Annotated in this window: 16 protein-coding genes and 2 pseudogenes; 5 read left to right on the top strand and 13 right to left on the bottom strand. The window is 36.8% G+C overall.

Features of this window, described 5'->3' with window-relative positions; translation table 11 throughout:
- Positions 1-39: 39 nt before the first annotated feature.
- Complete coding sequence (locus FY048_RS14565; RefSeq protein ID WP_446091610.1) at positions 40-624, bottom strand: TetR/AcrR family transcriptional regulator; 585 nt, start codon at positions 622-624, stop codon at positions 40-42.
- Between the two features lie 251 nt (positions 625-875).
- Here FY048_RS14565 and FY048_RS14560 point away from each other — a divergent pair, with 251 nt between their 5' ends.
- The gene (locus FY048_RS14560; RefSeq protein ID WP_446091609.1) at positions 876-1,577 is read left to right on the top strand and encodes an SDR family NAD(P)-dependent oxidoreductase; all 702 of its coding nucleotides are present in this window, start codon (positions 876-878) and stop codon (positions 1,575-1,577) included.
- A gap of 87 nt (positions 1,578-1,664) precedes the next feature.
- Here FY048_RS14560 and FY048_RS14555 read toward each other — a convergent pair whose 3' ends face one another.
- From FY048_RS14555 to FY048_RS14545, 3 genes are read right to left on the bottom strand one after another with little or no spacing between them, the layout of a single operon-like run.
- The gene (locus FY048_RS14555) at positions 1,665-2,123 is read right to left on the bottom strand and encodes a hypothetical protein (protein WP_446091608.1); all 459 of its coding nucleotides are present in this window, start codon (positions 2,121-2,123) and stop codon (positions 1,665-1,667) included.
- A gap of 25 nt (positions 2,124-2,148) precedes the next feature.
- Entirely contained in the window at positions 2,149-2,490 is a 342-nt protein-coding gene (locus FY048_RS14550) for a hypothetical protein (protein WP_045436936.1), read from the bottom strand.
- Positions 2,491-2,496: 6 nt separating this feature from the next.
- Positions 2,497-2,859: a hypothetical protein gene (locus tag FY048_RS14545; protein ID WP_045436933.1), complete on the bottom strand. Its 363-nt coding sequence runs from the start codon at positions 2,857-2,859 to the stop codon at positions 2,497-2,499.
- A 15-nt stretch (positions 2,860-2,874) separates the two neighbouring features.
- Here FY048_RS14545 and FY048_RS14540 point away from each other — a divergent pair.
- A pseudogene (locus FY048_RS14540) lies at positions 2,875-2,994 on the top strand (4Fe-4S dicluster domain-containing protein); the annotation flags it as partial.
- A gap of 88 nt (positions 2,995-3,082) precedes the next feature.
- Here FY048_RS14540 and FY048_RS14535 read toward each other — a convergent pair.
- From FY048_RS14535 to FY048_RS14525, 3 genes are read right to left on the bottom strand one after another with little or no spacing between them, the layout of a single operon-like run.
- The gene (locus FY048_RS14535; protein WP_424614355.1) at positions 3,083-3,526 is read right to left on the bottom strand and encodes a hypothetical protein; all 444 of its coding nucleotides are present in this window, start codon (positions 3,524-3,526) and stop codon (positions 3,083-3,085) included.
- A complete protein-coding gene (locus tag FY048_RS14530; RefSeq protein WP_045436929.1) occupies positions 3,523-4,413 on the bottom strand; it encodes a hypothetical protein in 891 nt (296 codons plus the stop codon). The genes FY048_RS14535 and FY048_RS14530 overlap by 4 nt, the downstream gene beginning before the upstream one ends.
- The gene (locus FY048_RS14525; RefSeq protein WP_446091607.1) at positions 4,403-7,177 is read right to left on the bottom strand and encodes a type VI secretion system Vgr family protein; all 2,775 of its coding nucleotides are present in this window, start codon (positions 7,175-7,177) and stop codon (positions 4,403-4,405) included. Before FY048_RS14525 ends, FY048_RS14530 begins: the two co-directional genes overlap by 11 nt.
- 263 nt (positions 7,178-7,440) lie before the next feature.
- Between FY048_RS14525 and FY048_RS14520 the strand changes: the two genes are divergently transcribed.
- From FY048_RS14520 to FY048_RS14510, 3 genes are all read left to right on the top strand, one after another.
- The gene (locus tag FY048_RS14520) at positions 7,441-8,133 is read left to right on the top strand and encodes a tetratricopeptide repeat protein (protein WP_446091606.1); all 693 of its coding nucleotides are present in this window, start codon (positions 7,441-7,443) and stop codon (positions 8,131-8,133) included.
- A gap of 677 nt (positions 8,134-8,810) precedes the next feature.
- Positions 8,811-9,095, top strand: coding sequence for a hypothetical protein (locus FY048_RS14515; protein ID WP_446091605.1), 285 nt, complete (start codon positions 8,811-8,813; stop codon positions 9,093-9,095).
- A gap of 221 nt (positions 9,096-9,316) precedes the next feature.
- Positions 9,317-9,658, top strand: a complete 342-nt coding sequence (locus FY048_RS14510; RefSeq protein WP_446091604.1) for a hypothetical protein — start codon at positions 9,317-9,319, stop codon at positions 9,656-9,658.
- Positions 9,659-9,909: 251 nt separating this feature from the next.
- Here FY048_RS14510 and FY048_RS14505 read toward each other — a convergent pair.
- The 6 genes and pseudogenes from FY048_RS14505 to FY048_RS14480 all read right to left on the bottom strand — a co-directional run bounded on the left by FY048_RS14505 (position 9,910) and on the right by FY048_RS14480 (position 14,059).
- A pseudogene (locus FY048_RS14505) lies at positions 9,910-10,411 on the bottom strand (NUDIX hydrolase).
- A 266-nt stretch (positions 10,412-10,677) separates the two neighbouring features.
- Complete coding sequence (locus tag FY048_RS14500) at positions 10,678-11,253, bottom strand: DUF4126 domain-containing protein (RefSeq protein ID WP_446091603.1); 576 nt, start codon at positions 11,251-11,253, stop codon at positions 10,678-10,680.
- A gap of 122 nt (positions 11,254-11,375) precedes the next feature.
- Positions 11,376-11,510: a zinc ribbon-containing protein gene (locus tag FY048_RS14495; RefSeq protein WP_004640417.1), complete on the bottom strand. Its 135-nt coding sequence runs from the start codon at positions 11,508-11,510 to the stop codon at positions 11,376-11,378.
- Between the two features lie 375 nt (positions 11,511-11,885).
- Complete coding sequence (locus FY048_RS14490; RefSeq protein WP_446091602.1) at positions 11,886-13,151, bottom strand: hypothetical protein; 1,266 nt, start codon at positions 13,149-13,151, stop codon at positions 11,886-11,888.
- 11 nt (positions 13,152-13,162) lie between these two features.
- The gene (locus FY048_RS14485; protein WP_446091601.1) at positions 13,163-13,381 is read right to left on the bottom strand and encodes a hypothetical protein; all 219 of its coding nucleotides are present in this window, start codon (positions 13,379-13,381) and stop codon (positions 13,163-13,165) included.
- A 321-nt stretch (positions 13,382-13,702) separates the two neighbouring features.
- Positions 13,703-14,059, bottom strand: a complete 357-nt coding sequence (locus FY048_RS14480) for a hypothetical protein (RefSeq protein ID WP_446091600.1) — start codon at positions 14,057-14,059, stop codon at positions 13,703-13,705.
- Between the last annotated feature and the right edge of the window lie 78 nt (positions 14,060-14,137).

Below are 14,137 nucleotides of genomic sequence, written 5' to 3'. Positions count from 1 at the left end.
AACTATTCAGCTCAACAATAGTTAAGGTTTAAATGAGTTTTATAAAACGTTTAAAGCAACCTCGACCACATCCATTAAAGATTGCTTTCTTTGTTCAAGTGGGCTGCCTTTCCCTAAAACACGCAAACCTTGCATAGTATTTAGAAAGAAACTTGCTAACGCACGCGGATTTTGAGTAGAAGCAATTTCACCAGATTGTTGAGCTTTAATTAATAGACGATCTAAAGCATACTGTAGTTTCTGTAGGTTACTTACAACAAATTGAGTGACATCTTCATCATGACCAGCTAACTCTAAACAAGCATTTGCGACCAGACAGCCTTTGTGTTCTGCATCATTTAGCTCATCTTCAACTACATTAATCAGTAATTGCCGAATCAGTGCTTTTGGCGAGCCTGAACCAGACAACAACTTCACATTATTAAGTGTAGTTAAAAGTTCATAGCGTTGTAATGCTTTTTGATAAAGCCCTTGCTTACTTTCAAAAGTACTGTAAAGGCTACTTCTAGATAATCCTGTACCTTCAACTAAGTCTTGAACTGAAGTCGCTGCATATCCATGACGCCAAAAAACATGCATGGCTGCATCAGCAATTTTATCAATTTCAAATTCCTTTGTTCTCATAAGCAGCCTTAACAGGAACGATCGTTCCAATTAATTTATGATATGAAGATAAATAAGTCAAATTAAAAGTTATTTTATCAATCGTTGTCCCATCTGGATCATTCAAACCAAACTTACTCATTACTGCTTTTAAGATTTTTTGTTTTGCTCTTTCAGTATTATTTTTTATAGATAACTTTTTCGCTTGAATACATTATAAAAACATATTATAAACTATTTCTAACCAAATAATTGGTTTTTGGAACTTTATAATGAACAACAATATTATAATCTTTGGTTATGGAACAGGTATTTCCAAAGCCCTAGCACATAAATTTGGTAAAGAAGGCTATAAAATCGGGTTAGTGGCACGAAATGCCGAAAAACTCGAAAAGGCCATTTTAGAACTTAAAACACATGGTGTTGAAGCTTACGCTTTTACATGTGATTTAGCCGTTCTTGAAAATATACCAAATCTTATTAAATGCATTAAAGATCAATTAGGAGAGATTAAAAATATTCATTGGAATGCTTTCCATGATATTGAAGGCAACATATTAGAAACCCCTCCACTGGAGCTCACCAAAAGCTTTCATATTCGCGTTTCGAGCTATATTGCTACGGTACAAGCTTGCCTACGTGATTTAGAAAAAAATCATGGCAGCATTTTATCGACAAATGGAATTTTCGCGTTCGATGCGGTCGGAATAGATTTAGTTGCCAAAGAATATTCATCATTAGCAATTACTGCAGCCGCTCAATATAAAACTACCAACTTACTTGCTCATAGTCTCGCTGACTCAAATGTTTACGTGAGCCAAGTGATTGTGAATGGTTTCGTAGATGGAACACCGAGCGCACAAGATAAAAGCTACACAGTACATCCAGAAACGATTGCTGAGCAGTTCTGGTATTTACATCAACGTAAACAAGAAACTGTTTCTCTTTGTGGAGAAGCAATTCAAGCTGCATAAAATTATTTCTTATGACAGAAGAAGCGTAATAAATTATGCTTCTTCTACTTTTTTAAATTTATACTTTTTGGGTGCAGAATTATTTAATTATTTCTCATATTCTGAAGGATCAATTTTGTATTTTTTAAATAAAATAGAATGTACGGAGTCTTTTATACTGTCATCATGTTTAATAATTAAATAAATATCTCTTTTAGTCAGAGGAATTTCTTTTAGTAAATCAGGCAAGTCCGTCGACCTTATAGCACTGACTTCACTAGGTTGCTTTAAAATATCAGGATCTTGTTCTTCAAAATTAAAATCCACACCTTGCAAATTAAAGTAAACCATAACCCTTCTGTTCAAAGAGTCACTATCATCATATAGAATTGTTCCAGCTGGAATGATTGTATATGGTGCATAGTTATCGAAATTTGATGCTATTCGCAAAGTTTTTTCTAGAACATGCATTTCTGGTGTTTTTGTACGATTCCAGAAGTAATAATTTAATAAGGACTGAATGATGAAAAATAAAGTTAGTATGGTAATTAATAAGTTCTTTTTCATATCTACTTCTTATTAAAAATATCTTTTATTCTTCAACTACAAATTCATAGGTTTTATTTAGCTTGTCATCGCCTCGCCCATAGAAATATGTATTAATTACAATTTCATATTTCCCTTTATATTTTGGAATTCCATCAATTTTTATATGATTGTATCCATCTATATCATCTACGGGAGTAATTTTAACTCCCTGATTTTCTGGAATATTAGAAGTTAATTCAAAATGTTGTTCAGAAACTTTACCTCCCGTAATTTTAATAAACTGTGTATATGACTTTCCAACATAGGCATCAGGTAACTTAATTGGATGAACGTCAACTCTGCTACAACCACTTAGCATTAGCACTAACAAAATATATCTAAACATGTCTTTTTATTCTTTAACTACAAATTGATAGGTCTTATCCAAATTCCCATCACCACTAGCATAAAAACCAGCATATATATGAATCGTAAAAGTTCCCTTATATTTTGGAACTCCAGAAATTTTTAAATTATTATAAGCATCCGCTTCATTTTGATCTATTGGCTCAACAGAAATATTCATATCACTTGGAAAATTATCTTTCACTTCAAAAGACTGTGGTATTACTCTTCCACCAGTAATTTTTAATGTCTGATTATATTCTTGGCCAATATGTGCTATCGGAAGCTTATTTGGTTCAATATTATAATCCTTACTACAGCCACAAAGACTCAAAGTTAAAAATATTACAGCCAATTTATTAAATTTCATTAGAAAGACTCCCTTTTTACTATTAACGCAGCGAACTGTGTTCACTGTAAGACCTGTGATATTAAAGACCCATCTCAAAACATAACATGGGTAACACCTGAAGGCAGCGGTGGTCCAAACTACCCGAACATGTAAATAAATAAACCCGCTTTGGCGGGTTTATTACATGTCTAGTTCTCAACTTAATAAATTACAGATCAACTTTAGCACCAACAACTTGATTTTATTCAAAATTAGCATTCGTCAACTTTGCTTTATTTGATTGATAAGCATCATTTGAGTAATTTTTTCTTAATTCAATTCTGCATTCAGTATCAATTTTTGCTTTTTTAATATCAACTGAACAATCATCATTTTTACATATTTCGACATGTGCCATATATTTATATAATTGATTATTAATTTCTTCTGAATCTAAGTCTACTCCACCTCTTACCATAAACTGATTTTCCAAACAATTTAGCTTAGTAATAGGAAATGCATTTTTTTCAGAAATTTCTTTTAAAGAAGAAGAGCTTGTAACAAAACCTTGGTATGTTTTTTCTCCACTATACATAGATTGGAAATATTTAAATTTTCCAAAATTAATATCGGTAGATTGAGAATCTATGTTTTTAGAAGTACAACCAAATAATAAAAATATCCATACACATGATAAAAACTTCATTTTATTTGAACCTTTTTTAATTCGGCTTGCAATATTTGCTCTGGTGATTTAGATATACTAGGTATTGTTTCACGCATCATTTTGCTAAACCAAGCATGACTAAATTTAGTTTCATGAAATGTATTGCTGTGTTCTTTTGGATAACTATCCCATTGCCCTCCAGCATCAGCAATTACATCATCTGTTGTATAACTAGTAGGGCTAGGATGATACCCTTTCCATTTGGGTTTATAACCCTCCCATTGCACCGTATTCTTTAGATCGGTGACAACATTATTATTTGGTTTACAAAAAATATTTATCCAATTATCTGCAACAGGTCGTGGCGCTAGTAAATAAATTTGGGCTCTTACTGCTGGAGTAGCTAATATATTTGGAGTCGCTTTTGATAATAAAACTCCAACAGGGTCAATAGTAATTAATAAATTGACTGGTACCCCTGCTTTGTGTAGTTCTGCAACTAAACCTGATGAATTCCAACCACCTAGACTATGACCTATAATATTAATTTGAGTTTGTGGATTCTTTGTATAAACATCAAGAATATCTTTAAAAGCATTTCTTTTACTTGAGGCTGCAGGAGCAGCTACTTTTCTATTATTATAAGCCTCTTCATAGCCATAATATTGTTTTAAATTTTTTGCATTCCCCGTATTAAAGTTCTTTGCATAATTTCCAACAATTTCTGTAGGCCCTAAAGAATCTCCCACACCTGGTGGTTTAACATCTCCATATATAAAAGGATATTTATCAGCAGCTCCGCCAACAAAGGCTGTAAAACTTTGGGTATAAACTTTAAGTTTAACTGGTACAACCGCTGGCACAGGATTAACCGTTCCCATTGTTGTCTTAACCAAATTAGCATAAGCCTGTACTTCAGTGCCCATCGTTTATCACCACATGTATTTTATATTGTTTATTTGGTTCTTCAGTCTCTAACTTAACTAAACCCGTTTTATCCAATTTCCCACGTTCAACTTCTTTATTACTTTCATCAAAAATAATATATTCTGTACCTTGAGCTAATTTTTTTCCTTGATGATCCATAACATCAAACCATACCCCATATTTTTGTTTTTCTTTTTCAGGTAGGTATGGAAGTGGATTGTGTACACTTGCCCCACCTAAAAATTTATGCTGCCCAGCCTTCACTTCAAACTTACCGCCTGTAGTCATAAAAATGCCCGAACTGGTAATTTTGACTTGAGAGCCGCCTGCGGTGAGTACAATTTCTTTGGCTGCTGTGGCCTCAATTTTGTCTTCGGTCGAAATCACCTGAACAGCTTTACGGGCAATTAAATCGGCTCCATCGCCTTGCGCCTGTATCTCAACTTTGCCTTTGCCTGCATAGAGTCTCGCCCCTTCTTGAGCCGCAAAAAGGCTAATTTTATTTTGGGCGTGCGCAATCAGGTTCTTTTGTGTAGACAGGCTAATGCTGTCTCCAGCAGTTTGATTTAACTGTCCATCTGCGCTTAAGTGAATGTCTTCGTTACTGCTCAGCGCGATGCTATTTGGACTCGCCAACAGCATAATCGCCTCTTTAAACGTTTTGGCTTTTGCGTTGTCTTGCTGCTCAAGTTTTTCAATAAAGGATTTTAGGTTTTCTAAATTTTCTAACGGGTCAGTTTGTTGATTTTTAGCAACTTCACTGAGTGCTTTGGCATTGTTAAGGCCACCGTCTATTTGTTGCTTGGCCTCATTTGCATCAAGGTGTACACCTTGAGCTTGGTCCTGTTTGTGAGTACTAAGGAGTAAACCACTACCTGCTCGAACTGCGCCCCATTGGTCTGTTCGTAGCTCAAAACCTTCTCCACGACCATCACTTTCCGCCTTGTCTTTTGGATGGCTTAAGTTACCCAAGTTTAACTGGCTTGCCGCATGGCTGCTTTGTAGCTGGGCACTGATCTGCCCCGTAGTGTCATCAAAACGTAGCTGGTTAAAGCCTTTACCATCAACTTCTTCGGAGCGAATGCCGCTGAGTTTTTTGGTATCAGGTAGCTGGCCTTTCTGATCGAATTGGGTGGGGTGACGTTCAGCTTCGTGAATGCGTCCCACCACAAATGGACGGTCAATGTTGCCGTCAAAGAAGTCGATCACCACAATCTCACCGACACGTGGCAAGAAACGGGCACCATAACCTGCGCCCGCCCAAGGTGTGAGTACATCTACCCAAGCGGAGTCGGTGTCATTGTCGTTACTTCCAGCTCCACCATCATGGCTATGGTCATCAGTTCGGGTAAACAGGAAACGGACTTTAATGCGTCCCCACTGGTCTACATGAATGCTTTCGCCCTCTAATCCAACCACTCTAGCGCGCTGTGGGTAAGCCGCGGGGCGATGCTCTAGCGGGCTATACTCAGGCACAGCTTTAATATTGCGTCGAACCACGTTCAGCTCAGAAAAGTGGCGTTGCTCTGGGTTTTGTGTGTCGAGCTGGGCTGCCTTGAGTTTGTCTTTTGGTAACAGACGCTCAAGCTGCTGTTGTAATTCTTTCGGTAAATTATTCTGGTTATAGTAATGTTTGCTTAAGATTAAAAATTCTTTATCAGCACTGTCATGGCGCTCAAGTTCAGGGTGGTCATTCAGTTCAAACCAATAACCCACCTGTGCATCACGGACGTTCCCTGAAATGGTAAACTGCTTAGAGCTAAGATGATGGTAAGCATTGATGTTCTGATTGAACTGTTCAATCTGACTATTGCCTGAGGCGGTGGCTTGGTCTTCACCGTTTAAGTCCTGCATCCAAGCGGGGCTAACGTGCCATGCATCTTCAAGGTTTAGACTGGCATTGTCATAGTGTTCGCTGTGCTTTTGTGTGCCTTGTACGCTGCCACTGCCTTCTTCTTGTTGGAGGGCATCGGCTTGCCAACGTTGCACATGAACCGAGGTTGGTTGTAAGCGGCGCTCTGCCCTGACTTGGGTAATCGTATCGAACTGTTCTGTAGCACTGCTGCGTTGGTAACGTAGGCTACGGCGTTCAAGCGCCTGATAATTTTGATTATCGTCAAGTAAACGTAGCACTTGTGGCTGAATGGACGCATTCGGGTCAGCGACTAAAAGCTGTGATTCATCAACCAGCCAGTTAATGCCTTCGCTACGCCACAAACGGGTTAAAAAGTCATAATCGCTTTCGTTTGACTGCATCACAAATGGACGCACATCGTAGTCTTTAGTTAAGCCAGATGTGTCGAGCGTTAGACTTGAAGCAAATAACGGGCTTTTACCCTGCCATTCCTTAAATAGAATTTCGCTAATATCTCGCACGCTTTTATTCATAAACACGCGGCTATTACGGCGCTTATGCCAGAGTGCAGTTGAGTCTTTTAAGGTTAAGTTATAAATGGTGAGTGAGCCGTCGCTTTGCCCTTGGCTCGCTTCGGTAATAATGCCTGTGGTTCTAAAGAACTGGCCCATGTCAGTGACCTGATCGACGGCAACCTGACAGCCAATAAATTGTTTTAATGCAATATGCGCGTTTGTCGACAGACACAGTAATTCAGCAACGCTGCCTTGGTTGAGGGTATGTTCGCCTTCAATGCGTTGTAAGAAGACTTGCTGATTTAAAGACTGATTTGAGAATTGGATATGGACAGCACGATTTTGTGAAACAAGGCCTAAACGCTCCAATATACTCGACACACTCATCTGCATTTTTATTATCAATCAAACTTATATTTAGGCCGCATTTTAATTAAAAAAAGACTAACCTGTCTATCTATACTCATTTTCAAAATGTAACTGGTCTAAATATGCTGTTTTAGGTTAACTTCTTATTCAATAGGTATTTAAAAATTAAAATCAGATCATTTAAAATTGCTATAAACCACCCAGATATATTTAATATTTTTCTTTTATATTCAAATAGATATCAAAGAAAAAATAAATTTACAAATTAATAAAATTCAGGATGAGATATGAAAATAAAAAAGTCTGCTTTTTATATATGTATCGTGATTTTCTCGCTTCATTCTTCAGCATTTGCTGAGCCGAGTGTCGCCGATATTCAATATCGTGCAGAACAAGGGCAACCTGTGGCTCAATATCATTTAGGCATGATGCTTTTAAGTGGCGAACAAGGCGTTGTTAAAAATTATGAGCAAGCTTTTAAATGGCTAACTGCGGCTGACCAAAATGGAAGTGTGGGCGCAAAATATAGTTTAGGCATGATGTATTACACAGGCACGGGTGTCGAAAAAGATGCCAAGCGCGCTTTTGATTATTTTACTAAGGCTGCGGCTAAGGGTCATGCTAAAGCGCAATATAACTTAGGGGTGTTATACGACAGAGGCGAAGGAACTGCTCAAAATTATGTGCAGGCGTTTGAATGGTTTAGTCGTGCTGCCGAGCAAGGCTACCCACCCGCAGAATATAATTTAGCTCAGCTATATAATAAAGGTCACGGCGTCACCCAAAGTGATGAGCAAACACTGAAGTGGTACACCAAAGCGGCTGAGCATGGCGAAAGTGATGCCCAGTACAACTTGGCCCAGATGTATTTAAATGGTGAAGGCACGCCGAAAAACCTGCAACTGGCAAAGAAATGGTTCCAGCAAGCTGCCGATGCAGGCGATGTAGATGCCAAAGAAGTTCTTAAAAGTTTAGAATAAAGTCGGTCACGCCTATAATATTTTTATTTATAAAATGATAAATTTCGATTACTAATAAAATTACATACTCAAACTATTTTATTCTTTATTTTTTCTAATTAAATATAAACATTAATTCTATTATTTTAAGAATAAACTTAGATTTATTATTAAATCAAAAATATTTTAAATATTAAATTGACGTAATTAAAATCACCGATTATTATTTCGTTGCTGGCCACATTGCCAGTCGGTTTTGACAGACCGTTGATCCACGGCGGATTATAGTACAATCTATAAGTCGTTAGACCCTTGCGTCCCCTTTTCTTTGCGGTAGGACGGATGGGGGACGCCCCGTGCGTGCTGGTTCCATGGATCCCAGTCTGTCAACCCCCTTTCGTTCTACCACCATAAATTAATTCGCGGTAATCTGGTGGTAGGACTCCATAAATTATAAGGAGTTGACCATGACACTTTTCAAACTTATTCCCTCTTTAGATTAATTATTTTATTTATTTAAAATTTAGGTTTTCTATTGTCTATTTTTTAAATTTATAAATTATCTTTATTTTAAAAATTTAATTATTTTATTTTCCTATATACATGGGAGGGCTAATTATTACCTAAAAATTATTTTAAGCCTCAAAACCAATTATATTTTTATTCTACTCATAGATATAAATCATTATGAGAATAATATGACAATTTATAAACCTATTTTGGCTTTAAGTTTTGTTCTAGGTAACTTGGGTATTTCGGGCTGTAACTTACACACCCAACAGGATTTTGAAAAAATTTGCCTGTCGGGCGGACACAGCAAGACCAGTTGCGACTGTATTTATCAGCGACTTGAACAAGCTTACTCCCCTAAGCTCATGCAACGCCTAGAACATGTCAGTTTGCAAAGTCCTGTTCTCCCACAGGACTTTGCCCCTACTTTTTTCAGCGTCATGCAACGGTGTGACAAAAGTAATATGGGCTAAGCGTTTGGCTTAGCTCCTTTATCTCTGTGTTGCAATGGTTTCTTACTTTAAATCAGCGCAAAAGATTAAAGTCTATTGTGGCACAGAGGCCTAAAGAAGAATATTTTTAAGAAATTTGCACGCTTATAGTTTAGATATTTCTATACTCAGCTCATTTTTAACGATAAAGTCATGTTTAATAAGTAGTATTTTTTATCATTAATATCATAGAGCTAATAAAAATGAGTTTTTATACAGAACTACAAGTCCGTTATACAGATTTTGACACGATTGATTTATCCACTGAAAAGCAAAAAATTCTAGAAATATTAACGGAGGATTCAATCCACGAAGATGTTTATGGTGATTTAGTAAAAGCCTTTACTAATGGTCATGCAGGTCTTCGTATTGATTCCGTTTATTGCCTAGAACTCATAGAAAAAATTACCGCCCTATTTCCAAATGCAAATTTTGAATGTCGAGGGTTAGGAGAAGAGTACTTCTATACGTGGATCCTCTGTGTTGAAAATGGCCAGATTATTTTTAGCAGCAAGCCTTGGGAAAGTGAAAATCCTTTTATATAAGGATAACCATACGTTCATATTGTTTTGTACGTTTTAACCTACAAGCTTTTAGGGATTTTGCGGATTGGCTGCCCCCTACTTTTTTCCTATGATGAGTTCATACAGGAACAGGATGTTCCGGAACATAAAACAACAATAATAGGTTCATGCACTAGGAGCGTGAGATACGACAGGAGTCATATCTAGCAACCAAATACGAAAAAGCTCGACAGGATGTCGGGCTTTTTTTATATCTGAATATTGATAAAATTTTAGAGTTTAAAAATCTCAGGCACACTATCTGTAAGAATATTAGGAATGTTATTTGGATAAACAATCTCGTCTGTTTGACTTAATTCATCAAATGTCCACCAACGACTTTTACTAATCACAAGCTTCTCATGTTCTGACCAGTTTGCTGTATTCACTTCTTCATTTTTAATAAAAACAATAAAGAGTCTTTCATCAGAAATCACAACTTCTGCACTCGGTAGCATCATTTCAAAATTTCGTGTTGCAACATGAGTACCCACGTTCTGTCTTACTACACCTAACTCTTCATAAAGCTCTCGGCAAGCTGCCTGCTCGAAGGTTTCCCCTTCTTCAAGCCCACCGCCTACGGTTGCCCAATGTGATTGACCAGCTAAAGCATCATTTGTATGAGTAAATTGAAATAATAAAATTTGATGATTTTCATTAATCACTAATAGTCGTGAAGATTTTCTAATACGCATTTGATTTTTTTCTTGAAGTAACAAGGTGGCTATTATTCATATTCGCTTTGAAAAGTTAAATTATTTCTCAATGTACGTTTTAACCTACAAGCTTTTAGGGATTTTGCGGATTGGCGATACCCTGCTTTTTTCCTATGATGGGTTCATACAGGAACAGGATGTTCCGGAACACAAAACAACAATAATAGGTTCATGCACTAGGAGCGTGAGATACGACAGGAGTCATATCTAGCAACCAAATACGAGAAAGCCCGACAGGATGTCGGGCTTTTTTTATTGTCATTTAAAAATGATGATGAAGCTAATCTATAACGGACTATGTGCCTGTTCATGCTTTTTATGACGTATCCAACGTATTGCCAAAATAGCAGCAATAACCACCACAACTGCAACAAGCGCAGGAACTAACAAAGCTGAAACCGAAAGCAAGATGGCACCAATCCACTCCCCTGTAGCGACTACAAAATTTCCTAAGCCGCCTGTGGTTGCAGTTGAAACACCGCGTGCAGCAACTGTACTCATTTGCACCACACCTGCCGTACCACCGCCCACAATAATCGCTGCCGCCCAACTGGCAAACTGAGACATTTCTCCACTGCTAACCGCCATCGTCGCTAACGTACCGGCAATCATAGCCGCAGGGGTTGCGACCGTGTCTAAGGCATTATCGACCCATGGAATATAATAGGCCGCAACTTCGCACATCGTTGCCACAGCTAAAGCCAAGCAAACCGACGGCATAGCCAACCACTCAAAACCTTTTGATGGCTCAAACCATCCCATCATGGTTGCAATGCTCATGACCAATAGCGGCACAAACACGCGAAAACCGCAGGCAGCGCTCAAACCCACGCCAATACATAAACCTAATATAGTTTCCATAACGGTTTCCTTTTTCATGCCCATCGCGGGTCTTGTTATTTAAGTCTTATTTTAAACTAACAAAAAGCCCCATCGGGTGACAGGGCTTTTTGTTAAATGCGAACGCAAATATTATTTTATTCTTAACGTTTAAATTCAGTGCAATAGCATTTAGTGCACGGCGGTAAACGATCTGTATTAATTTCTAAAAACACTCTCTGGCCACATTGAGCGCAGAAATAGAAGCCTGTTCCGGGTTTTTCGCCAGCTGTTACCATGATTGCGTTCCTATAATCGTATAGATATTAAACAGGAATATAACCCAGTTAGAGTGATTGTCAATTGTCCATTTCGCCCGATGATGATGGCATAAATGCAAAAAATGTTATTTGTACGATTTATCTTACAAACTTTTAGGGATTTTGCGGATTGGCGACTTACCAATTTTTTCCTATGATGAGTTCATACAGGAACAGGATGTTCCGGAACATAAAACAACAATAATAGGTTCATGCACTAGGAGCGTGAGATACGACAGGAGTCATATCTAGCAACCAAATACGAAAAAGCCCGACAGGATGTCGGGCTTTTTTATATTTAAATATTCAATTTTTTTCATATATCATTAAATGAATTTTAACAATAAAGACTCGTTAAGAAGCTTCATCTAAATTATTGTTTGAAACTTTTGAATTAGTAATTTTTTCAACTGCATTTTCTGCAATTTTACTAGCGCTATTTCCTAATTTAGCTAACCCTGATGTTTCTAGAAGTTCATGACTAGGACTACCATGATTACTAGCCTCAACTAAACGTAAAGGAGCTTCTTCTAAGCGTGTTAATGCTATATTGAATAATCTTGCTTCAAACTCTACATCAATTTTAACCGCTTCTTTTTTATATCCTTCATAGGCTTTAGCAACAGAAGCCTTAAAATCATAATCTTCAGCAAGTTTAAAACGCTGACTAATTTGTTTAGTTGCCAACCAAGCAAACCATAAGGGAGCAACTACACTAGTCATAGATAAAACTATTTGGATTCCAATCACACCCCAGCTCAAAGTTGGAGCACTAAGTGAAGTGGTTAAAATCTGTATACGTTCATGACCAATCCACGCACCTATAGCTAATGCAAATAATAAACCACCAACCCAAAATCTCATGGAATTTTTGAGGTCTTTGGCTCTTTGATCGAAAGCCGCAGCTAACCCTTTTGTTGTAGTTATACGGTAGGCTTCTTCACATTTTTCAACTAGTTGTTGAGCTTGACCATGCAGTTCATTAATAGCTTTTAATTGTGCCTCAGTTGATGTCTTATGTTCATTTACTTTTTTACGATCAAAAGAGCTTTCTTTTTCCAATTCAGATACTTTATGCCTAGCCTCCTTTAGACTTTGCAAATCTGTTGGTAATGACTCCGCTGCTTCTGTTGCATCATTAATAAGAGTTATCTGATCTGACAATATGTTCTTGTTAGGAATCAGATTATCCAACTCTGTTTGAATCCCTCTTAATCGACGTGTAAGTGAGGGTGGTAATGCTTTAGAATCTTGCAAAACTTCCCAGGAAAATAATGGCTGGGTTAATTTTTCAACCCATTGAAGGGTTGATATATATGCAGGTATAGCTTGGTTTCCATGCCCATTAAACATATAGGGAACTGTATTTTGCTGCATTATCTTTAATCGTGTAGGTGTTAGTGCTATTAATTCTTCTAATTTGGAATCAATATGCTTAATTTCTAATTTTTGAATATTCATTGATAGGTTTTTAGGAATATTGGCTAAATCATGTCTGGTTACTGCTGGATGATGCCAACCATAAACTTCTTGTAACGTCCGATCTTCATTTGATGAATTTAAAACAACTTGAGCTAGCTCATCTAAAGCATCGCATAATGTAACTAAATTTTTATCCATATTCTCCCCACTTAATCGTATAAATTTTTTACATTTTTCATGATATAAGAGTTTAATCCGTTACCACTCTTAGCCAATATTTTCATTTTTTCGACATGAAGTTGGCCTGCTTTATAATAGCTGTACTGATAAATTTTAAAGGTTTTATCAAACTTTACTCTTATATATGTATCACCAATTTCATAAGCGATTACTCCTGAATCACCATCTAAATCTAAATATCTTTCCATTCTTATTCTCAACAAAAACCCCATCATCAAGATAGGGCTTTTTTTAAACAATATCAATAATGTCTAACTAAAGTATCAAGCCATTTGGCCTTCTAAAAATTCTTCCAAAATTTCATTTTGTACGCTTTAACCTACAAGATTTTAGGGATTTTGCGGATTGGCGACATCCCACTTTTTTCCTATGATGAGTTCATACAGGAACAGGATGTTCCGGAACATAAAACAACAATAATAGGTTCATACACCAGGAGCGTGAGATACGACAGGAGTCATATCTAGCAACCAAATACGAAAAAAGCCCGACAGGATGTCGGGCTTTTTTTATATTATCGTTACCGTATTTTCAAAATATTCTAATAGCTCATTCAAAGTATTTTCATCATACAAATAACATTGGTAAAGAAGAGTAATAGGAGTAATTGCTGTTCTTTCTATAGCAGTTGAATATTCGCTTATAACTTGGATATCAGTTACTCCATGAATACTGTTAGGTATTTCATGGTCAAATTTAAAAAGGCATTTCTTGCTAGTTTTGGCATCAAAAAAAATTTGGACTTTGCTTTGAGCTTTAGTTATTACATAACAACGTACTTTATCGGTATTATCCTTTTTATAAGATGGCTTAACTCTTTGCTCCATGTTTTGCAAAAAAATTGCTGCTCGTTGACCATTTAACATCCGATTACCCTAAAGTAAAAACCCCATCATTAAGATAGGGATTTTTTTTAACAATATCAATAATGTTTAACTAAAGTA

Source organism: Acinetobacter sp. 1124_18A (genome assembly GCF_052824995.1).
This window is presented reverse-complemented; position numbering and strand designations above follow the sequence as displayed.